The organism is Sphingomonas sp. SP6 (assembly GCF_058313435.1).
On the sequence record NZ_JBZFLG010000004.1, the window covers coordinates 391474 to 410409 of the forward strand.

The following is an 18936-nucleotide window of genomic DNA, read 5'->3' on the forward strand; positions in this document are numbered from 1 at the left end:
GGGATGCGCGGGGGTGTAAATGGGTGGGCGTGAAGCTACGTCCGCCCCCATGTTCAACGACCGTTCGACCCCGCTTTCGCTGCTCGCCACCCGGCGCTCGGGCAAGCCGCGCGATCTCGTCGCGCCGGGGCCTTCCGCCGAGGAGCTCCGTCACGCCGTCGCGATTGCGGCACGGACGCCCGATCACGGCAAGCTCGCGCCGTGGCGGTTCGTCACCGTCCGCGCCGACCAGCGCGATCGGCTGTCGCGGCTGATCTGCCACGCCTACCGTGCGGAGCGGCCGGAGGCGTCGGCGGCGGAGGTGGCGACGATGGACCAATACGCACGGCAGGCGCCGGCACTGGTCGTGGTGCTGTCGTCGCCCGTGCTCGACAGCAAGATCGCGCTCTGGGAGCAGGAGCTGTCGGCGGGGGCAGCGTGCATGAACCTGCTCCACGCGGTCCACGCGATGGGTTATGCCGGCGGGTGGCTGACCGGATGGCCTGCGTACAGCGACACGGTGCGCGACGCCTTTGGCGCCGCGCCCGAGCGGATCGCCGGCTTCATCTTCATCGGCACGCCGTCGCGCGCGCTCGACGAACGTCCGCGACCGGACCTAGCGCGGGTCGCGGGAGATTGGGCCGATTCCGACTCGACCTGACGCACCGTCAGTGTATTAAGACAGCATGGCAGCGCTCAGCAGCGACGACAGCCCCGTCTATATCCGTCTGCGCGGGACCATCGCCGCGGCGATGCTGCGCGGCGACTATGGTGCCGGAGATCAGCTTCCCAGCGTCCGCGCGCTCGCGGCCGAGCATGGCGCCAATCCGCTGACCGTCGCCAAGGCATACCAATCGTTCCAGGACGAGGGCTATGTCGAGGTCCGTCGCGGGGTCGGCATGTTCGTCCTGCCCGGCGCAGCCGAGCGGCTGCGGATCGCCGAACGCGAAACCTTCGTAACCCAGCACTGGCCCAGGATCCGGGATCACATCCGGCTGCTGGGGCTCGACGCGGCGGAGTTGCTGGGCGAGCGGGTCTAGCCGAGCGCGGCGAGCAGCCGGTCGAGCGTCGGCCACAGCGACTTCGGCTTGCGACGCGGCACCGCGTCCTCGGCATAATACCACCAGAAATAGCCGCCGACATAGCGTGCGCCGAGGCGCGCCCGGAGCTCGGCGTCCATGCGGTAGTAATAGCTCGCGATCGCCTGCTTCTTCCTGAGCGTCGGGTCGCGTGGCAATCCGTCCTCGGTCCCTTGCGCGCCGGTCTCGCCGATGCCGAGCTTCGCGTTGGGGAACAGCGCGCCCAGACTTGTCAGCATGTCGCCGATCTCGGCCGCGCTCGGGTGCTGCGCGGGCGTGCACGCGGTCTCGTAGATGCTGAGCATGAGGTAGTCCGTGCCGTCCCGGACCGCCTCCGGCAGCTGGCGCGCGAAGGTGAGCGTGTCCTCCCAGGGTTTGGCGTAGCAATTGGGGCCGGACCAATAATTGAGGGTGATGGCCGTGTGTCCCGCGTAGCGCCCGTGGACCATGTCGAACGCGGCCTGGACCTTGGCGTCGATCTCCTCCGGAGATTTGCCGACCCAGGCGCCGTTGAGTTCGTTGCCGATCTCCCACAGGTCGATCTGGTCGGCGTAGAGGCGGAGATAGGCGTCGGCGCGGGCGGCGATCTGGTCGGGGGTCAGGCGCTTCATCGCGGTCGAGTCGAGCAGCAGCGCCATGAGGTAGGCGTGAGGGCGCAGCGCCTCGATCGCCGGGCGATAGTCCTCCGGCTTGGGCTGGGGATCAAGGACGATGCGGACGGTGGGCGCGACGGCGTGGGCGGCGACGGCGTCGGTAAGGTCGGGGACCTGCCAGGCGGAGTCGGTGGTGACGCCGCGTAGCACCGCCGGCAGGGCACGGTGGGCGTCGGGTGGAAGATCGGGGTGGCCCGTCTTGCCGCGCTGCGGCGTGGACATGACCGGGGACGCGACGGCAAGGGGCACGGCGGCAGGGACGACGGTGAGCACCTCGTCGGACGGCTGCGCCTCGCCGCAGCCCAGCACGGCGAGCGCGAGTGCGACCGGCCAGCGCCGCCTCACGGCACGCCTGCCAGCCACGCCGCCAGCGGCTCCCACAGTTGCGCGTGCGCGCGGCTGCCGACGACCATGCCGACATGGCCCGCGTCGAGGTCGCGCCGGTCGGGCAGGCCGACCGCGCTCGCGGCGGGAACGATCCGGTCGGTGCGCGAGACGAACTCGACCGCGGGGCAGCCGAGTGCTGTCGGGTCGACCGTCACGCCGCCGACGTTCCACAGGCCGCGGCCGGGCAGGTCGTCGGCGATCAGTCCCTCGAACAGCTCCGCGCCCGCGGCGTAGGTCAGCGGCGCGCCGCCGTTCGCCCAATCTTCGAGGGCGACGAACGCGCGGGCGGCGTCGCTGTAGGGATCAAGCCGCGCGAACCGTTCGTACTTGGCGATCGTGCGCGCGGGGTCGAGCTTCCAGAAACCCGCCTGCAATACCTCCATCGGCACGAGCCCGAGCGCCTCGCACGCCGGCTTGGCGGAGTTCCAGAGCGCCAGCATGTCGGCGCGCGCCGCCTCGCCGTAGCCGCCGAACCGCCAAGGGGCCGCGATCGTGGCGACGCCGGCGACCGCGGCCCTCGCCGCGGCGGCGAGCGCCATCGTTCCCCCCAGGCAATAGCCGACCAGCACCGGCGGCTCGTCGAGCCTGGTCAGCAACGGCAGCAGGCGATCGGTGACGTGCCCGGCGACGTCCAGTCGGGCGTCCGACGCCGCGGGGGAGCCCCAGTCGACCAGCCAGGTGCGGAAGCCCTGCGCCGCGATCCAGCGCAGGAGCGAGCGGCCCGGCGAGATGTCGAGCACCGACGGCGGGTTGATGAGCGAGGGGATGAACACGACGGGGCGTCCGTGCCCGCCATAGTCGCGCATCCTCGCCGCACCCTTGCGGGATCGCGCCGGTGCCCGAAGGAACGACAGTGTTCGGGGAGCATCCTGATATCGGCGCAAACCCTCGAGCACGGCGGCCGCCCGATCCGACGATGCTGCGGTCTCGCTGCGCAGCATGTCGAGGAACAAGGGTAGGGGGCGCGGGCCATGTTGCGGCGCGGAAACGCTTGCGATACCATCGCGATCAAACACCACGGAGGGGGCGCTCGATGAAGAAGCAGCATGCGGCGGGGGCGATCGTCGTCATCAAGAAGTACGCGAACCGCCGGCTCTACAACACCGAGAGCTCATCCTACATCACCCTCGACCACCTTGCCGCGATGACGCGCGAGGGCCGCGACTTCAAGGTCGTCGACGCGAAGACGGACGAGGACATCACCCATACCGTGCTCACCCAGATCATCATGGAGGAGGAGGGGAAGGGAGCGCAGCAGATGCTGCCTGTCAACTTCCTTCGGCAGCTGATCGCGATGTATGGCGATTCGATGCAGGCGATGGTGCCGGGCTATCTCGATGCGTCGATGGACAGTTTCCGCCGCAACCACAGCCAGTTCAAGACCGCGGTCGAAGGCGCGTTCGCGGGCTCGCCCTTCGCGGAGCTCGCCAAGCGCAACATGGCGATGTTCGAAGCCGCGACGAACGCCTTCAAGCCGGTCGGCGCAGCGGCGGACGCCGAGCCGGCGAGCAAGGACGACGAGATCGCCGCGCTCAAGGCCGAGTTGACCCGGCTGAAGGACAAGGTCGACAAGCTGGGGTGAGCGCCCGCGCTTACTTCGGCTTGACGAACTTCAGCGTCATCCGGTCGCTCTCCCCGATCGCGGCGTATTTCGCCCGGTCGACGGTGCCGAGCGTGTAGGTCGGGGGCAGCGTCCAGACGCCCTTGGCCCAATCGGCGGTGTCCTTCGGGTTGGCGTTGATCTGCGACCGCGCGACCAGCTTGAACCCGGCACGCTCGGCAAAGGCGATCACCGAGCTTTCCTTCATATAGCCGCTCGTCTCCTCGGCCTTCGCATCGCGCGCCTCGGGCAGGCGGTGCTCCTCGATCCCCAGCGTCCCGCCGGGCTTGAGCATCCGGAACATCTCGGCGAATGCGGCTTGGGTCTTGTCGACACCCGAGAAGCGCAGGTTGTGCACGTTACGGAAGGTGAGCACCACATCGGCGCTTCCGGCCGGCACGGTGGGCGCGCCCGCCGTCGCGGGGAAGGCGGCGAGCCGGACCTTGGCGTAGGTCGCCCGGTCCTTGGCCTGGATCGCTCGGACGCCGTTCAGCCCCTTGTCCCAGCCGCCGGCGACCCAATAGGTCCCGCGCGCCGCCAAATAGGGAGCGAGCACTTCGGTGTACCAGCCGCCGCCGGGGATCAGCTCGACGACGGTGTCGGTCGGCTTGACCCCGAAGAAGGCGAGCGTCGCCGCCGGGTGGCGGTATCGATCGCGCGCGACGTTCGCGGGGGCACGGGTCTTCGCCGATACGGCCGCCGTCAGTTCGCGCGACACGGGCGCGCTCGGGGCCGCCGCGGTCAGCGCCGCCACCATCAATCCGCCGATCAGCCGCCGCATCGTTCGTCTCCCATGAGGTGACCCGTCTTGAAGCGGCGCGGCGGGGACGGCAAGGCGGTTGAGCCGATCGCCGGCTTGCGCGTTGGAGACCCATGAAGATCTTCCATGTCAGCGACGTTCATTTCGGGGCCGAGGACCCGGCCGCGCTCGCCTGGTTCGAGCGCTGCGTGGCGGACGAGAAGCCCGAGGCGGTGGTGATGACCGGCGACCTCACGATGCGGGCGCTCCGCGGTGAGTTCGACGCGGGCGGCAAGTGGCTGCGCGGCCTGGGCGTGCCGGTGACGGTGGAGGTCGGCAATCACGATCTGCCCTATTACTCCGACCCTCTCCGCCGCCTCTTCGACCCGTACAGCCGCTACGCCGCCGCCGAGAAGCTGATCGAGCGACCGCTGAGCCTGGAAGGGATCACGGTGGTCCCGCTCAAGACCACGGCGCGCGCTCAGTGGCGGCTCAACTGGTCGAAGGGCTATGTCAGCGACCATGCGCTGCAAAAGGCGCTGGCGCTGGTCGCCGCCGCCCCGAAGGGCGATCTGATCTTCGTTGCGGCGCACCACCCGCTGGTCGAAGGGGGCACCCGCGGCACTGCCGACACTCGCGGTGGTCGACGTGCACTCGAAGCGCTCGCCGACGCCGGTGCGCATGCGGTGCTGTCCGGCCACGTCCACGATCCGTTCGACGTGCCGTTCCGGCGCGGCGACTGGACGGTGCGGCTGATCGGGGCGGGGACCCTGTCCAAGCGGGTGCGGAGCTCGCCCCCGGCGTTCAACGAGATCCGGATCGGTGCAGGGACGTTCGAAACGCTGGTGCGCACGCTCTCGCCCCAGCCGAAAAGGCCGATCAGCGAGACGGTGGAGGTCGGGTCGACGGGCTGAGGCTTTGTCGCGCTGCGGATCGCCGCTACGCCCGCCCGATGTCCACCGACCAGCCCGCGCCGATGTCGCGCCGTTCGATGACCGTCGCGGCGCTGTCGACGGCGGTCGAATGGTACGATTTCACCCTCTACCTCTACTTCGCGACGGTGCTGTCGCGGGTGTTCTTCGGCGGCGGCGACGGCGGGATGGCGGTGGCGCTCGGCGGGTTCGCGGTCGCGTATCTGATGCGTCCGCTCGGCGCGGCGGTATTCGGGCATGTCGGGGATCGTTACGGGCGGCGGCGAATGATGCTTGCCTCGATGGCGCTGATGACCGCGGCAATGCTCGCAACCGCGCTGCTACCGACCGCGGCGGCGATCGGCCCTGCGGCGGGCTGGCTGCTGATCGCGCTCCGGTGCGTGATGGGGTTTTCGGTCGGCGGCGAGTATACCGGAGTGGTCGCGTACCTTCTCGAGGGCGCGCCGGTCCACCGGCGCGGGCTGATCACCTCCTCCGCCTCGGCGGCGAGCGAGGTCGGCGGGTTGCTCGCGGTCGGGGTGGCGGCGGCGACGGTGGGGCTGATGAGCGCCGCGGCGCTGGCGGACTGGGGCTGGCGCGTGCCGTTCCTGATCGGGGCGGCGCTGGCGGGAAGCGTGTGGATCGCGCGCGGAATGATGGACGAATCTCCAGAGTTCATCCGGCAGCAGGGGGCAGGGGTGATTCCCCAAAACCCCATCGCGCGAATGCTGCGCGATCACCGCGGGGCGGTGGCGCGCGGGTTCGCGATCTCGGCGCTCGGATCGGTCACCTATTACGTGGGGATCACGTACGTACCTGCCTTCCTGACCGGGGCAGGCAAGATGAGCGAGGGCGCGGCGTTGACGCTGTCGACCGCGGCGGCGGTCGTGGTGATCGCGGTGACGCCGCTCATCGGGCTGCTCTCCGACCGGATCGGACGGCGACCGGTGCTGATCGGCTTGTGCGCGTCGGCGGTGCTGCTGCCGGCGACGCTGTTCTGGGCGATGAGCGCCGGCGGCGGGCTGGGCCGTGCCCTGACGGGGGCATTGGCGCTTGCCGCGCTGGGCGGTGGGGTGAGCGCGGTCGGCGCGGTGACGACTGCCGAACTGCTGCCGGGCGAGGGGCGGCTGAGCGGATTGGCGCTCGGGGCGACCGGAGCGACGGCGATCTTCGGCGGGCTGACGCCCTGGCTGGCGCACCGGCTGATCGAGGAGACCGGCTCGCCGCTGGCGCCCGGCGCGCTGATCGCCGTGGTCGCGCTGGGCGTGCTGCCGGTGCTGCTGACGATGCGGGAGACCCGGCCAGGCCGATCCGTTGTGCCTGGCGAGCGGCTTGCTACACCTGGACTATGAACTCCCTTCGCCTGCTGCTCGCCGCTCTGCTCGCGACCTCCGCCACCACCGCTCTCGCCGAGCCGGCGGCGCAGGTGACGCCCGAACTCGCCGCCGCATACACCCATCCGCAACGGCAGGTGGACATCGGCGACGGGCGCAAGCTCAACCTGGTCTGCATGGGGCCGGAGGGCGGGCGGACCGTGCTGTTCGACGCCGGCGGCAGCGACTGGTCGGTGATCTGGGCGCTGGTCCAGCCCGCAGTGGCGAAGCGGGCGCGCGCCTGCGCCTACGACCGCGCCGGTCTGGGCTATAGCGACGCGGCGCTGGGGCCGCGCTCGCCTTATGCGATCGTCGAGGACCTCCACGCGCTGATCCGCGCGGCGGGGCTCCCCTCGCCGCTGGTGCTCGTCGGCCATTCGCTGGGCGGGTTCAACGTCAAGCTCTATGCGGCGCTCTATCCCGAGGACGTCGCCGGGCTGGTGCTGGTCGATCCGGCCGAGGATCGCTCGGGCGAGCGGATCCGGCTCCGCGCGCGGCGGCAGTATGGCCCGGTCATCGCCGCCAAGGTGGAGTTGGCGGGGACCGATGGGCTCGCGTGGCTGCTCGATCGTTACCGGGCTTGTCGGGCGGCGGCCGAGGGCGGCGACCTGGACGCCGCTGCGCCGATCTACCGTCGCTGTTCCGATCCGGTTCGCCCGAAGCTGGGTCCGGAGATCGCCGCCGAGCGTGCGCGGGTCCAGGTGACGCGGCGATATCAGACGGCGCAGGCGTCGGAGATCCTCAACAGCGTGTACGCGGTGCCCGACAACGACCCGGTCTATGCCGCGCTGTTCCGCCCGGGTGCGTTCGGAGCGAAGCCGCTGGTGGTGCTGTCGCACGGCGAGCATGACGAGACCGATCCGGTGGAGTCGGCGGATTTCGCGACCGGGCTGTGGCTCCACGCGGAGACCGCGGCGCTGTCGCGGGGGGGTGTGCACCGGGTGGTGCCGAAGACCGGCCACAACATCGAGATCGACGATCCGGCGGCGATCGTCCGCGCCGTCGCGGAGGTGCTGGCGGCGCTGCCTAAAGTCCGTTGACTTCACGATTGCACGAAGTGCATCCATGATTGTCGCGAACGATTATTGCGCAATGACGTAACGATATCCATTTGCGTCCGAGCCGGACATACCGCCGGCAGAGAAGGACTGACGTCATGCGTATGCTCGAAACCGCGACCAACGGCCTCCTGGCCCTGGCGTCGATCGCGCTGGTGGCAGGGGTGTTCGTCGCCCTCTAAGTCACGGCGCTCCGCCTCCCGTACCGGGAGGCGGCAGAGCCCTCACACGTACGGCGGCGCGGCATAGCCTTTCGGCGAGAGCGTGAAGACCTCGCACCCGTCCTGCGTGATCCCCACCGAATGTTCGAACTGCGCCGACAGCGAGCGGTCGCGTGTCACCGCCGTCCAGCCGTCGTCGAGCAGCTTCACGTCGGCGCGGCCGATGTTGATCATCGGTTCGATCGTGAAGATCATCCCCGGCCGCAGCTCCGGCCCGGTTCCCGGCTTGCCGACGTGGACCACCTCCGGCGCGTCGTGGAACAGCCGGCCGACGCCGTGGCCGCAAAAGTCCCGGACCACGCCGTAGCGGTGCGCCTCGGCATGCGTCTGGATCGCGTGGGCGACGTCGCCCATCCGCGCGCCCGGCCGCGCCTGCTCGATGCCGAGCATCAGGCATTCGTAGGTGACGTCGACCAGCCGCCGCGCCTTCAAGGGCACGTCGCCGATCAGATACATCCGACTCGAATCGCCGTGCCAGCCGTCGACGATCGGGGTGACGTCGACGTTGACGATGTCGCCCGACTTGAACGGCTTGTCGCTGGGAATGCCGTGGCAGACGACGTGGTTGATCGAGATGCAGCATGAATAACCGTAGCCGCGATAGCCGAGCGTCGCCGGGATGCCGCCGTTCAGCTTGATGAACTCGAACACCAGCCGGTCGATCTCGGCGGTGGTGACGCCGGGGACCATGTGCGGCACGAGCATGTCCAGCGTCTCTGCGCAGAGCCGCCCGGCGGCGCGCATCCCGGCGAAGGCGTCCGCGCCGTGGAGCTTGATCGCGCCGTTGCGCGTCATCGGCGCATCCGAGGTCATCGTCACATAATCGGTCATCCTGCCGATATAGCGTGACGGGTCGGCCGATGCGAGGCTAAGTCGAACGGATGAGTGAACGCATCTGGACCGCGGCGCTGGTGGTGATCGGGGACGAGATCCTCTCCGGTCGAACGCAGGACAAGAACATCGCCCAGGTCGCCGCCTGGCTGGGGGTGCAGGGCATCCGGCTGGCCGAGGTGCGGGTGGTGCCCGACCGGCAGGAGGCGATCGTCGAGGCGGTCAACACGCTGCGGGCCAGGAACGATTACCTGTTCACCACCGGCGGGATCGGCCCGACCCACGACGACATCACCGTCGACGCGATCGCCGCGGCGCTGGGGGTCGGGGTCGTCCATCATCCGCAGGCGGTGGCGACGCTGGAGCGTTACTACGCCACCCGCGGCGGGGCGACGGAGGCTCGGTTGAGGATGGCGCGGGTGCCCGCGGGGGCCGAGCTGATCGAGAACCGGCTGTCGGGCGCGCCCGGTATCCGCATCGGCAACGTCTTCATCATGGCCGGGGTGCCGCACATCACCGCCGGGATGCTCGACGCGCTGACCGGGACGCTCGAGGGCGGACGGCCGGTGGTGTCGCGGACGATCGGCTGCTGGGTGGCCGAGAGCGAGGTCGCGGACCTGCTGCGGGATACCGAGAAGCGCTTCGCGGCCACGGGCGAGGTGACGATCGGCAGCTATCCGTTCTTCCGCGAGGGCCGGGTGGGGGCGAACTTCGTCGTGCGCTCGCCCGACGGGGCGCTGGCCGAGGCGTGCCTGGCCGACCTGCGGTCCGCGCTGGAGACCGCGGGGTATCAGGTGGTCGCGGACGGGATCTGAGTAACCGGCTGGTGAGGAACGGCGTGGCACGGGCACGGCCATGCGCTTGCCCGTCCTCGCCGCCGCGGTCTTGATCGCCGCGCCTGCCGTTGCCGATCCGGGAGAGATCGCGCTCGTCGCCATTGGCCTGCCGTTCGCGCCGGAGACGCCGGCCCCCGTCGCGATCGGCCATGCATTGTACCACGACGTCGAGGTCGGCGAGATCGCGGGGCTGCCGCCGACGATCAAGAGCTCGGCGCTCAACTGGATCGCCGCGGCGAAGCGGAGCAGTGTCAACGACGGGTTGCGCGAGACGCTGCGGCGGATGAACCTGCTGGCCGAGTCCGGGGGGCGCAAGCGGCTCGCCGTGACCTGGGTCGGCAGCCGGACGCCGTTCCACATCGGCACCCACAACACCGCCTCGGTGACCTTCCACTATCGCCTCGCGCGCGCCGACACGGGTCAGGTGCTGTTCGACCGCGACATCACCACCGCGATGAAGGGCGGCGGCGTGGATGCGTCGATGCGCGACAACGGCATCGTCCGCGCCGCCATCGCGACGAACTTCGCGAGCGCGGCCTGGTGCCTGGACCGCGCGGCCTATGGCCCGGCGCCCGCCGACTGCGCGCTGACGCCCAAGTTCTCGGTCTCGGTCGAGCGGCGGTGAGGGGCCGGAGGCCACCCCAGGAACACTTTCGCGACGGTGTTCGGGACTCCGAAGTTTCCGAAGTTTCCGGGAAAACGCCGCATTCGCGCATCTCTCAGCGCTCGTGACGGCGCGTCTTGGCTCGGTCGCGCTCGTAGCGCGACGGGGGCTCGCCGTAGCAGGCGGCGAACAGCAGGCGGTTGTCGAAGCGGCGACGCTGACCGATGACCCTGCCGGCGTAGGTGACGGGGATGAGCACGCCGTCGCGCCCGCGGCGCAGCGCCTCGTCGCGGGCGCGGTCCCTCCCTTCCTCGACCGCCGCATCCCAGGCGCGCGCGAAACCCTCCGCGTTGGGGCGGAGCCGCAGCTTGCGTGCGCTCTGCGGCGTCATTCCGACCGAGCGCGCCGCCGCCGCGACGCCGCCATGTTCGGCCAGCGCCGCGATGAACGCGCGCTGGCGCTCGGCGGTCCAGCCGTCGTGCCGGGATGACGCGGTGGGGACAGGGGTGAAGACGAAAGGGTCGTCGTCGAGGTGGGGCGAGTCGATCATCCGCGAGGGTATGACGCAGATGGGGGGCTGTAGGACAGCGCTTCGCACTCGTGTGCCGGCCGTCGTCGGAGCGGTGTGAAGCGGGTTCAGCTCAGCGTCGCCGAGGATTGCCGCCTACGAAGGCGGCGCTCAGCTGGACGCACGCGGTCGCGATTCGGCTCCGGCTCCTGGATCGCGCTTGCGGCGGACGGACTCACCCCAGCCATCGTTCATGATGGCGGATCACCTCGTCGATGATGAAGCGCAGGAACTTCTCGCCGAACTCCGGGTCGAGTTCGGCCTCCTCGGCGAGCGCGCGCAGTCGTGCGATCTGGGCGTCCTCGCGGCCCGGGTCCGCCGGGGGCAGCCCGGCCTTGGCCTTGTAGCGGCCGACCGCCTGGGTGATCTTGAAGCGCTCGGCGAGCAGGCGGACCAGCGCCGCGTCGATGTTGTCGATGCTCTTGCGATAGCCCGTCAGCACCTCGTCCGGCATCAACCCCTCCTGTTGCTCCCTGCGCGCCTCGCTCCTAGAGCGGCCCGCACATGAGCGCCACCGTCCACCGCCTCGCTCGCGCGCAGCCCTCGCTCGACCCGATGGTCGCGCTGGTCGCCGCTGACATGAACCTGGTCAACGCCGCGATCCTCGACCGAATGCAGTCGGAGATCCCGCTGATCCCGACGCTCGCCGGGCATCTGATCGCGGGCGGGGGCAAGCGGATGCGGCCGATGCTGACGCTCGCGAGCGCGCGGGCGATCGGCTATACCGGCACGCGCCACCACCGGCTGGCGGCGGCGGTGGAGTTCATCCACACGGCGACATTGCTCCACGACGACGTGGTCGACGGCAGCGACCTGCGCCGCGGCAAGCGCGCGGCCAACCTGATCTGGGGCAATCCGGCGAGCGTGCTGGTCGGCGACTTCCTGTTCAGCCGATCGTTCGAGCTGATGGTCGAGGACGGCAGCCTCAAGGTGCTCAAGATCCTGAGCCATGCCTCGGCGGTCATCGCGGAAGGGGAGGTGCACCAGCTCTCCGCGGCGCGGCGGATCGACACGGGGGAGGACAAATACCTCCAGATCATCAACGCCAAGACCGCCGAGCTGTTCGCCGCCGCCTGCCGGATCGCAGCCGTGGTGGCGGAGCGGCCCGAGGCGGAGGAGGCGGCCCTGGACGCTTATGGGCGCAACCTGGGCATCGCGTTCCAGATGGTCGACGACGCGATCGACTATACCTCGGACGCGGGCGTGATGGGGAAGGACGCGGGCGACGACTTCCGCGAGGGCAAGGTGACGCTGCCGGTGATCCTGGCGCATGCGCGCGGGCGCGACGCGGACCGCCAGTTCTGGCGCGACGCGATCGAGGGGCGGCGGTCGTCGGACGCGGACCTGGCGGAGGCGATTCGGCTGGTGGGCGAGACCCGCGCGGCCGAGGATACGCGGGCGCGCGCCCGGCACTACGGCCAGCGTGCGATCGACGCGCTCGGCGTGTTCGGCGCGAGCGCGGCGAAGGATACGATGATCGAGGCGGTCGAGTTCGCGGTGAGCCGGAGCTACTAGTCCTCCCCGTGCCGGGGAGGACTGCGATCAATGCGCGTGCCTGACCCCGCAGGCGCCGTACTCCACCTGCAGCGTCGCGTGGCCGATGCCGAAGCGGTGGTGCAGCATGTCCTGCGCGTCGGCGAGGAAGGCATCGCCGGGGGGCCCGGCGGGCATTTCGAGGTGCGCGGTCAGCACCGGCTCGGTGGTCGACATCGGCCAGATGTGGAGATCGTGGATGCGCGCGACCCCGGGCAGATCGGCGAGCGCGGCCTCGACCGCGTCATAGTCGATCGCGCGCGGGACGGCGTTGAGGCTCATCTCCACCGTCTCGCGCAGCAGCCCCCAGGTCTGCCAGAAGATCAGCGCCGCGATGACCAGGCTGATCGTCGGATCGATCCAGCCCGCGCCGGTCGCGGCGATCGCGAGGCCGGCGACGACCACGCCTGCGGACACCACCGCGTCAGACGCCATGTGGAGGAAGGCGCCGCGAATGTTGACGTCGCCGTGGCGACCGCGCGCGAACAGCAAGGCGGTCAGGCCGTTGACGACGATCCCCGCCGCCGCCACCGCCGCGATCGTGTCACCCGCGACCGGCGCGGGGGCGGCGAAGCGCTGGACCGCCTCCAGCGCGATCGCGCCGATCGCGACGAGGAGCAGCAGCGCATTGGCGAGCGCCGCCAGGATCGTCGAGCTTTTCAGGCCGTAGGTGAAGCGCTTCGACGGGGCCGACCGCGCCAGCGCCGCGCCGCCCCAGGCGATCGCGAGCCCGAGCACGTCGGAGAGGTTGTGCCCGGCGTCGGCGAGCAGCGCGACCGAGTTCGCCCAGAACCCGAACGCCGCCTCCAGCACGACGAAGGCCAGGTTGAGCGCGATGCCGATGGCGAACGCACGGTCGAAGGTCGCCGGTGCATGACCGTGCTCGTGCGAATGGCCATGATCGTGGTGGTGGTGCGCGCCCATCGTCGGCGCGCTACCACCGGGCGGGCGTGTGATGCTAGCGCATGGGGCCGTGTTCCGTCCGACACGAACGGGGCCGCCACCTCCGCTCGTCCCGAGCATCGTCGAGGGCCCGGCTACCACGGGCATCAAGGTGTCTCGACTTCGCTCGACACGAACGGTGGGGTAGGGATCGAGGCTCGATGACTCTTCCGGTCCACGCCGTCCTTCCCGATCTGCTCGCCGCGCTGCGCTCCGGCGCGAACGCCGTTCTCGTGGCGCCGCCGGGGGCGGGGAAGACGACGGCGGTCGCCCCGGCGCTGCTCGGCGAGCGCTGGTGCCGGGGCGAGATCCTTTTGCTGTCGCCGCGTCGGATCGCGGCGCGGGCGGCGGCGGAGCGGATGGCGGGACAGGCGAACGAGCCGGTCGGGCGGACCTTCGGCTATGCGACGCGGCTGGACGTCAAGCGCTCGGCCGCGACGCGGGTGACGGTGGTGACCGAGGGCATCTTCGTGAACCGCATCCAGGCCGATCCGGAGCTGGCGGGCGTGTCCGCGGTGCTGTTCGACGAGGTGCACGAGCGCAGCCTCGACGGCGATTTCGGGCTGGCGCTGGCGCTCGACGCGCAAGGAGGCTTGCGCGAGGACCTGCGGGTGGTGGCGATGTCGGCGACGCTCGACGGTGCGCGCTTCGCGGCGCTGATGGGGGACGCGCCGGTGATCGAGAGCGAAGGGCGCTCGTATCCGCTGACGCTGCGCCACATCGGTCGCTCGGCGGAGCGGATCGAGGACGACATGGCGCGCGCGGTGCGGCAGGCGCTGGCGGAGGAGACCGGCGGGGTGCTCGCCTTCCTGCCCGGTGTCGCCGAGATCGAGCGGACGGCGGAACGACTGGCCGAGGTGCCGGGCGTGTCGCTCCACAAGCTGCACGGCTCGCTCGACCCGGCGGCGCAGCGCGCGGCGATCGCGCCCGAGGCGGGACGCAAGCTGGTGCTCGCGACGAGCATCGCCGAGACGAGCCTGACGATCGACGGCGTGCGCGTGGTCGTCGACAGCGGCCTAGCGCGGCGGCCGCGCTACGATCGCGGAGCGGGGATGACCCGGCTCGTCACCGAGCGCGCGAGCCAGGCGGCGGCGACCCAGCGTGCGGGACGCGCGGCGCGGCAGGGGCCGGGGATTGCCTATCGGCTGTGGGAGGAGGCGGGGACCGCGGGTCTGCCGCGCTTCGATCCGCCCGAGATCCTGGAGGCGGACCTGTCGGCTTTGGTGCTGGCGAGCGCGATCTGGGGCGTCGCCGATCCGCGCGAGTTGCGCTGGATCGACCCGCCACCGGAGGCCGCGGTCGCGGAGGCGCGGGCAAGGCTGGCGACGCTGGCGGCGCTCGATGCGGATGGGCGGCCGACCGCGCACGGCCGCGCGCTCGCGGCGCTGCCGATGCCGCCGCGACTGGCGCACATGCTGGTCCGCGCAGGCAAGATCGGGCTGGCGCGCGAGGCGGCGGAGGTCGCGGTGCTGCTCGGCGAGCGCGGGCTGGGCGGCGCCGACGTCGATCTCGAACTGAGGCTGCGGCGCTGGCGGGGGGAGCGCGGGGCGAAGGCGGAGGCGGCGCGAGGGTTGGCGCGGCGGTGGGCGAACCTTGCTTCTTCCCTCCCGCGCGCGAGAGCGATCGGGGAAGGGGAGACGCGCGATCGTACGGTGGTCGCCGATCGCCCAGGCCCTGTCCCGACCCCTGCCGCACGCGGGAGGGGAGCGGCGGTGTCCATCGCGCTCGCCTATCCCGATCGCATCGCGCGGCGCCGCGATGCTTCGGGCGAGACCTGGGCCTCCGCCGGCGGGCGCGGGTTCCGGCTCGATCCGGCGTCGAGCCTCGCGCGCGAGGAATGGCTGGCGGTCGCCGAGACGCAGGGGGCGGCGGCGGGCGCGCGCATCCTCTCCGCGGCGGCGATCGACCGCGAGACGGTCGAGACGCTGTTCGCCGACCGGATCGAGACGCGCCGGACGGTCGCCTTCGATCCCGCGAGCGGCGGCGTGACGACGTTGCGCGAGCGGCGGCTGGGCTCGCTTCGGCTGTCGAGCGGCCCGGACAGCGCCGCCGATCCGGCGGAGATCGCCGCCGCGCTGCTCGAGGGCGTGCGGGCGCACGGCCTCGCGCTGCTGCCGTGGGGCGCGGGATCGGCGGCGCTGCGCACGCGCGCCGCCTATGCCGGGATCGCGGCGCTCTCGGACGAGGCGCTGGCCGCCGAGCTCGACACCTGGCTGCCGGCGCTGCTCGAGGGCAAGCGCCGGCTCGACGCGATCGGAGAGGGCGCACTGCACGGCGCGCTCGACGGTCGGCTCGACTGGACAGCGCGGACCGAGCTGAACCGGCGCGCGCCCGCGCGGTTCGAGAGCCCCGCCGGGTCGAGCCACGCGATCGACTATGCCGCCGAGGGAGGGCCGGCCGTCGAGCTGCGGCCGCAGGCGCTGTTCGGGCTGGCCACGCATCCGACGCTCGGCGACGGGACGCCGCTGGTGTTGTCGCTCACCTCGCCGGCGGGGCGGCCGATCCAGACCACGCGCGACCTGCCGGGCTTCTGGGCGGGGAGCTGGGCGGCCGTCGCCAAGGAGATGCGAGGGCGGTACCCGAGGCATCCCTGGCCCGACGATCCGGCGTCCGCCAACGCGACGCTGCGCACCAAAAATGCCGATGCGCGGGCGAACGGATCGCGCTAAGGGCGCGTCATGACCACCGCCCGCATCTTCCAGCGCCCGAAGAACGCCATGCAATCGGGCAAGTTCGCGACCGACCGCTGGCAGCTCGAGTTCGAGGCTCCCGAAGGGCAACGGCCCGATCCGCTGACCGGCTGGGCCGGATCGGGCGACACCCGCGCGCAGGTGAAGCTGCGCTTCCCGACGATGGAGGCGGCGGTGGCGTATGCGGAGCGCGAGGGGATCGCGTACACCGTAACGCCGGCGCCCGAGCGCAAGCTGAAGTTGCAGGCTTACGCGGACAATTTCCGGTAGCACTTTGCCTCCCCGGAAAGGGGGAGGAGCGCCGGATGGCGCGGGTGGGGCAGCCACAGGCGCCACCGCTTTGGTCTGCCCCTCCACCATTCGCTGAATGCTCATGGTCCCCCTCCCCGGCCCGGGGAGGTATTGGTCTTTACTCCACCCAGTCCAGCCCGATGTCGCGGTAGACCTCGCGGTCCTCGTCCCAGCCCGGCTTGACCTTGACGTGAAGGTAGAGATGGACCGGCCGATCCCATAGCGCCGTCAGCTCGGCGCGCGCGCGCGCGCCGATCTCGCGGATGCGCTGGCCGCCCTTGCCGAGCACGATCGCGCGCTGGCTCGCGCGTTCGACCAGAATCTGCTGGTGGATCTCCGCCGAACCGTCGGCGCGGTCCTCGAACGTCTCGGTCTCGACGATCGCCGAATAGGGGAGTTCGGCGTGGAGCTGGAGGTAGAGCTGCTCGCGCGTCACCTCCGCCGCCAGCGCGCGCTCGGTCGCGTCGGAGACCTGGTCTTCCGGATAATGCCACGGCCCCTCGGGCATCGCCGCCGCGAAGGCGCGCTTGAGCTCGGGCAGGCCGTCGCCGGTCGCGGCGCTGACGAAGAAGGTCTCGGCGAACGGGACGAGCGCATTCAATCTCTCGGCGTGGAGCAGCAGCTTGGGCTTGTCGGCGAGGTCGACCTTGTTGAGCACGAGGTACTTGGGCTCGGGGCGGTGTGCCAGCGCCTCGGCGACCGCGGTGACCTTGGGGCCGATCCCACCCTTGCCGTCGACCACCAGCGCGAGCAGGTCGGCGCCTTCGGTCCCGCCCCAGGCGGCGGCGACCATCGCGCGGTCGAGCCGTCGCTGCGGCTCGAAGATGCCGGGCGTGTCGACGAGGAGCAGCTGCGTCTCGCCCTCGATCGCCACCCCGAGCAGCCGCGCGCGCGTCGTCTGCGCCTTGGGCGACACGATCGCGACCTTCTGCCCGACGAGCGCATTGACGAGGGTCGACTTGCCCGCGTTGGGAGCGCCGAGGACGGCGACGAGGCCGCAATGGGTCATTTCCGGATCCGTGTGCTGGCGCGCGGTTTCTTGCGCTTGGGTTCGATCGCATTCAGCGCGTCGAGCAGGATGCCGGCGGCGATCGTCTCCGCCTCCCGCTTGGTCGGCGCGCGTCCTTCCGCGCGATGCTCGCCGACGCGAACGGAGACAGCATGGTTCGGGAGGTGGTCAGGCCCGGTCTCGCCGAGCGAGGCATAGGCCGGCAGGCCGAGGTTGCGGGCAAGCGCCCATTCTTGGAGCGCGGCCTTGGGATGCTTGCGCGCGGTCTCGTCGCCGGCGATCCGGTCCGCCCAGCGCTTGCGGACCCATGCGCGGGCCGCGTCGTATCCCGCCTCGAGATAGACGGCGCCGAGCAGCGCCTCGACGACATCGCCGAGCACGCTGTCGCCGTCGCGGATGGTCGCCTTGGCCCCCTTGTCGACGCGGACGTGATCGGCGGCGCCGATCTCCCGGCCGATCTCGGCGCAGGTCGCGCCCGACACCAGGGTATGGAGCCGGCGGCTGAGCACCCCCTCCGGCTCGTTCGGAAACCGTTCGAACAGCCATTCGGCCATGCTGAGGCCGAGGACGCGGTCGCCCAGGAACTCCAGCCGTTCGTAGCTCGTCTCGCCGCCGCGGCTGGCGTGGGTCACCGCCTGCACGAACAATTCGGGATCGCGCGGTGTGTGGGCGAACGTCACCTCCACCCATGCGGCAAGCGCGGTCACGGGAAGCCCTGGCCGACCCGGCTCCAGCGCGCGGCGGTCGCCCAGGTCCAGGGCAGGACCCAATTGGCGCTGCCGTCGGTCGACCAGAAGCCCACGAGCGCGCGTCCCTCGATATGGTCGAGCGGGATATAGCCCATGCCGGGCGACTGCCCCGGCATCGCGTCGATCGGGGCGGGGAAGCGGCTGTCGGCCGAATCGTCGCGATTGTCGCCCATCAGGAACACCGTGCCCTTCGGCACCTGATAGACGCCGGTGTCGTCGACGCCGGGAATGTCCCGCTGATCGAGTACTTCGTAGCTGCGCCCGCCCGGCAGCGTCTCGCGGAAGCGGGGGTAGCGGCAGATCGCGGCGCCGGTCGCGTCGGACGCCTGGAACTGCGCCTCGCACTTGGTCGCGTCGAAATTGGGGGTGAGCGGGAGGATGAAGTCCGCAACGCGCTGCTTGGGGATCGGGCGGCCGTTGAGGATCACCTGCCCGTGGCGCATCTGGATCGTGTCGCCGGGCAGGCCGATGACGCGCTTGATGACGTCGTGGTCCTCGCCCTCGGGGCCGCGGAACACGACCGTGTCGCCGCGCTCCGGCGTGCCCCAGCCGACGCGCCAGTCGATCGGCGGAAAGCCGAACGGCAGCGACCACCGCGAATAGCCGTAGTTCCACTTCGAGACGAACAGGTAATCGCCGATCAGCAGCCGGGGCAGCATCGATTCGGACGGGATCGAGAAGGGCGCCAGCACGAAGCTGCGGAAGACGAACACCACGATCGCCAGCTTCACGAGGAAGACGATCGTGTCGCGGGGCTCTGAGCGCTTGGCGGCGGGCTTGCTTTTGGCCATGGGCGAAGCGCGTCGCCCAGCCCCGCGCGCGCGTCAAGCCGTGGGAACGATCGCGGCGCCCCTGCGCTTGGCGCGCGACGATATCGGAGGGA

21 protein-coding genes are annotated in these 18936 nt (G+C 71.0%); 11 read left to right on the top strand and 10 right to left on the bottom strand.

The features are described 5' to 3' along the window. Nucleotides 1–49 precede the first annotated feature (49 nt). Both AC4GYY_RS15340 and AC4GYY_RS15345 read left to right on the top strand, forming a co-directional pair. Nucleotides 50–640 carry a nitroreductase family protein gene (locus AC4GYY_RS15340; RefSeq protein ID WP_491121764.1) on the top strand — a complete coding sequence of 197 codons (591 nt, stop codon included), beginning with the start codon at nt 50–52 and terminating at the stop codon, nt 638–640. A gap of 25 nt (nt 641–665) precedes the next feature. Further along, nucleotides 666–1019, top strand: coding sequence for a GntR family transcriptional regulator (locus AC4GYY_RS15345; protein WP_491121766.1), 354 nt, complete (start codon nt 666–668; stop codon nt 1017–1019). Here the strand turns inward: AC4GYY_RS15345 and AC4GYY_RS15350 are convergent. Continuing rightward, on the bottom strand, nt 1016–2056 hold the full coding sequence (locus AC4GYY_RS15350; protein WP_491121768.1) for a hypothetical protein: 1041 nt from the start codon (nt 2054–2056) through the stop codon (nt 1016–1018). The genes AC4GYY_RS15345 and AC4GYY_RS15350 overlap by 4 nt on opposite strands. Next, a complete protein-coding gene (locus AC4GYY_RS15355) occupies nt 2053–3039 on the bottom strand; it encodes an alpha/beta hydrolase (RefSeq protein WP_491121770.1) in 987 nt (328 codons plus the stop codon). Before AC4GYY_RS15355 ends, AC4GYY_RS15350 begins: the two co-directional genes overlap by 4 nt. A 92-nt stretch (nt 3040–3131) precedes the next feature. Between AC4GYY_RS15355 and phaR the strand changes: the two genes are divergently transcribed. Beyond that, complete coding sequence (phaR, locus tag AC4GYY_RS15360; protein WP_491121771.1) at nt 3132–3680, top strand: polyhydroxyalkanoate synthesis repressor PhaR; 549 nt, start codon at nt 3132–3134, stop codon at nt 3678–3680. 10 nt (nt 3681–3690) lie between these two features. Here phaR and AC4GYY_RS15365 read toward each other — a convergent pair whose 3' ends face one another. Further along, the gene (locus AC4GYY_RS15365; RefSeq protein WP_491121772.1) at nt 3691–4479 is read right to left on the bottom strand and encodes a class I SAM-dependent methyltransferase; all 789 of its coding nucleotides are present in this window, start codon (nt 4477–4479) and stop codon (nt 3691–3693) included. Nucleotides 4480–4571: 92 nt separating this feature from the next. Here AC4GYY_RS15365 and AC4GYY_RS15370 point away from each other — a divergent pair, with 92 nt between their 5' ends. Genes AC4GYY_RS15370 through AC4GYY_RS15380 form a run of 3 tightly spaced genes read left to right on the top strand, consistent with a single transcriptional unit; the run spans nt 4572 to nt 7761 of the window. Further along, nucleotides 4572–5351: a metallophosphoesterase family protein gene (locus tag AC4GYY_RS15370; RefSeq protein WP_491121774.1), complete on the top strand. Its 780-nt coding sequence runs from the start codon at nt 4572–4574 to the stop codon at nt 5349–5351. A 38-nt stretch (nt 5352–5389) separates the two neighbouring features. Further along, entirely contained in the window at nt 5390–6700 is a 1311-nt protein-coding gene (locus AC4GYY_RS15375) for an MFS transporter (RefSeq protein WP_491121776.1), read from the top strand. Further along, nucleotides 6697–7761 carry an alpha/beta fold hydrolase gene (locus tag AC4GYY_RS15380; RefSeq protein ID WP_491121778.1) on the top strand — a complete coding sequence of 355 codons (1065 nt, stop codon included), beginning with the start codon at nt 6697–6699 and terminating at the stop codon, nt 7759–7761. The genes AC4GYY_RS15375 and AC4GYY_RS15380 overlap by 4 nt, the downstream gene beginning before the upstream one ends. Nucleotides 7762–8003: 242 nt before the next feature. Here AC4GYY_RS15380 and map read toward each other — a convergent pair whose 3' ends face one another. Next, the gene (map, locus tag AC4GYY_RS15385) at nt 8004–8831 is read right to left on the bottom strand and encodes a type I methionyl aminopeptidase (protein ID WP_491121779.1); all 828 of its coding nucleotides are present in this window, start codon (nt 8829–8831) and stop codon (nt 8004–8006) included. 50 nt (nt 8832–8881) lie between these two features. Here map and AC4GYY_RS15390 point away from each other — a divergent pair, with 50 nt between their 5' ends. Then, a complete protein-coding gene (locus tag AC4GYY_RS15390; protein WP_491121781.1) occupies nt 8882–9646 on the top strand; it encodes a competence/damage-inducible protein A in 765 nt (254 codons plus the stop codon). A gap of 40 nt (nt 9647–9686) precedes the next feature. Then, on the top strand, nt 9687–10292 hold the full coding sequence (locus AC4GYY_RS15395) for a hypothetical protein (RefSeq protein WP_491121782.1): 606 nt from the start codon (nt 9687–9689) through the stop codon (nt 10290–10292). 94 nt (nt 10293–10386) lie between these two features. Here the strand turns inward: AC4GYY_RS15395 and AC4GYY_RS15400 are convergent, their stop codons facing one another. Then, nucleotides 10387–10821, bottom strand: coding sequence for a hypothetical protein (locus tag AC4GYY_RS15400; protein ID WP_491121784.1), 435 nt, complete (start codon nt 10819–10821; stop codon nt 10387–10389). A gap of 193 nt (nt 10822–11014) precedes the next feature. Further along, nucleotides 11015–11293 carry a chorismate mutase gene (locus AC4GYY_RS15405; protein WP_491121786.1) on the bottom strand — a complete coding sequence of 93 codons (279 nt, stop codon included), beginning with the start codon at nt 11291–11293 and terminating at the stop codon, nt 11015–11017. A gap of 50 nt (nt 11294–11343) precedes the next feature. Here AC4GYY_RS15405 and AC4GYY_RS15410 point away from each other — a divergent pair, with 50 nt between their 5' ends. After that, entirely contained in the window at nt 11344–12354 is a 1011-nt protein-coding gene (locus tag AC4GYY_RS15410) for a polyprenyl synthetase family protein (protein ID WP_491121788.1), read from the top strand. Nucleotides 12355–12381: 27 nt separating this feature from the next. On the opposite strand, the gene AC4GYY_RS15415 is transcribed toward AC4GYY_RS15410, so the two are convergent. Continuing rightward, on the bottom strand, nt 12382–13296 hold the full coding sequence (locus AC4GYY_RS15415) for a cation diffusion facilitator family transporter (RefSeq protein ID WP_491121790.1): 915 nt from the start codon (nt 13294–13296) through the stop codon (nt 12382–12384). Nucleotides 13297–13475: 179 nt separating this feature from the next. On the opposite strand from AC4GYY_RS15415, the gene hrpB reads away from it, so the two are divergent. Next, the gene (gene hrpB, locus AC4GYY_RS15420; protein WP_491121792.1) at nt 13476–15983 is read left to right on the top strand and encodes an ATP-dependent helicase HrpB; all 2508 of its coding nucleotides are present in this window, start codon (nt 13476–13478) and stop codon (nt 15981–15983) included. A 9-nt stretch (nt 15984–15992) separates the two neighbouring features. Further along, on the top strand, nt 15993–16274 hold the full coding sequence (locus AC4GYY_RS15425) for an ETC complex I subunit (protein ID WP_491121793.1): 282 nt from the start codon (nt 15993–15995) through the stop codon (nt 16272–16274). 139 nt (nt 16275–16413) lie between these two features. Here the strand turns inward: AC4GYY_RS15425 and era are convergent, their stop codons facing one another. From era to lepB, 3 genes are read right to left on the bottom strand one after another with little or no spacing between them, the layout of a single operon-like run. Continuing rightward, nucleotides 16414–17304 carry a GTPase Era gene (gene era, locus AC4GYY_RS15430; protein WP_491121795.1) on the bottom strand — a complete coding sequence of 297 codons (891 nt, stop codon included), beginning with the start codon at nt 17302–17304 and terminating at the stop codon, nt 16414–16416. Continuing rightward, entirely contained in the window at nt 17301–18011 is a 711-nt protein-coding gene (gene rnc / locus AC4GYY_RS15435; protein WP_491121797.1) for a ribonuclease III, read from the bottom strand. The genes era and rnc overlap by 4 nt, the downstream gene beginning before the upstream one ends. Further along, nucleotides 18008–18844 carry a signal peptidase I gene (lepB, locus tag AC4GYY_RS15440; RefSeq protein WP_491121799.1) on the bottom strand — a complete coding sequence of 279 codons (837 nt, stop codon included), beginning with the start codon at nt 18842–18844 and terminating at the stop codon, nt 18008–18010. The genes rnc and lepB overlap by 4 nt, the downstream gene beginning before the upstream one ends. Between the last annotated feature and the right edge of the window lie 92 nt (nt 18845–18936).

Bases quoted from the DNA above. Each gene is read 5' to 3' on its own strand.
- AC4GYY_RS15340 (WP_491121764.1), top strand. From the start codon at position 50: ATGTTCAACGACCGTTCGACCCCGCTTTCGCTGCTCGCCACCCGGCGC.
- AC4GYY_RS15345 (WP_491121766.1), top strand. From the start codon at position 666: ATGGCAGCGCTCAGCAGCGACGACAGCCCCGTCTATATCCGTCTGCGC.
- AC4GYY_RS15355 (WP_491121770.1), bottom strand. From the start codon at position 3,039: ATGCTGCGCAGCGAGACCGCAGCATCGTCGGATCGGGCGGCCGCCGTG.
- phaR (WP_491121771.1), top strand. From the start codon at position 3,132: ATGAAGAAGCAGCATGCGGCGGGGGCGATCGTCGTCATCAAGAAGTAC.
- AC4GYY_RS15365 (WP_491121772.1), bottom strand. From the start codon at position 4,479: ATGCGGCGGCTGATCGGCGGATTGATGGTGGCGGCGCTGACCGCGGCG.
- AC4GYY_RS15370 (WP_491121774.1), top strand. From the start codon at position 4,572: ATGAAGATCTTCCATGTCAGCGACGTTCATTTCGGGGCCGAGGACCCG.
- AC4GYY_RS15375 (WP_491121776.1), top strand. From the start codon at position 5,390: ATGTCCACCGACCAGCCCGCGCCGATGTCGCGCCGTTCGATGACCGTC.
- AC4GYY_RS15380 (WP_491121778.1), top strand. From the start codon at position 6,697: ATGAACTCCCTTCGCCTGCTGCTCGCCGCTCTGCTCGCGACCTCCGCC.
- map (WP_491121779.1), bottom strand. From the start codon at position 8,831: ATGACCGATTATGTGACGATGACCTCGGATGCGCCGATGACGCGCAAC.
- AC4GYY_RS15390 (WP_491121781.1), top strand. From the start codon at position 8,882: ATGAGTGAACGCATCTGGACCGCGGCGCTGGTGGTGATCGGGGACGAG.
- AC4GYY_RS15395 (WP_491121782.1), top strand. From the start codon at position 9,687: ATGCGCTTGCCCGTCCTCGCCGCCGCGGTCTTGATCGCCGCGCCTGCC.
- AC4GYY_RS15400 (WP_491121784.1), bottom strand. From the start codon at position 10,821: ATGATCGACTCGCCCCACCTCGACGACGACCCTTTCGTCTTCACCCCT.
- AC4GYY_RS15405 (WP_491121786.1), bottom strand. From the start codon at position 11,293: ATGCCGGACGAGGTGCTGACGGGCTATCGCAAGAGCATCGACAACATC.
- AC4GYY_RS15410 (WP_491121788.1), top strand. From the start codon at position 11,344: ATGAGCGCCACCGTCCACCGCCTCGCTCGCGCGCAGCCCTCGCTCGAC.
- AC4GYY_RS15415 (WP_491121790.1), bottom strand. From the start codon at position 13,296: ATGGGCGCGCACCACCACCACGATCATGGCCATTCGCACGAGCACGGT.
- hrpB (WP_491121792.1), top strand. From the start codon at position 13,476: ATGACTCTTCCGGTCCACGCCGTCCTTCCCGATCTGCTCGCCGCGCTG.
- AC4GYY_RS15425 (WP_491121793.1), top strand. From the start codon at position 15,993: ATGACCACCGCCCGCATCTTCCAGCGCCCGAAGAACGCCATGCAATCG.
- era (WP_491121795.1), bottom strand. From the start codon at position 17,304: ATGACCCATTGCGGCCTCGTCGCCGTCCTCGGCGCTCCCAACGCGGGC.
- lepB (WP_491121799.1), bottom strand. From the start codon at position 18,844: ATGGCCAAAAGCAAGCCCGCCGCCAAGCGCTCAGAGCCCCGCGACACG.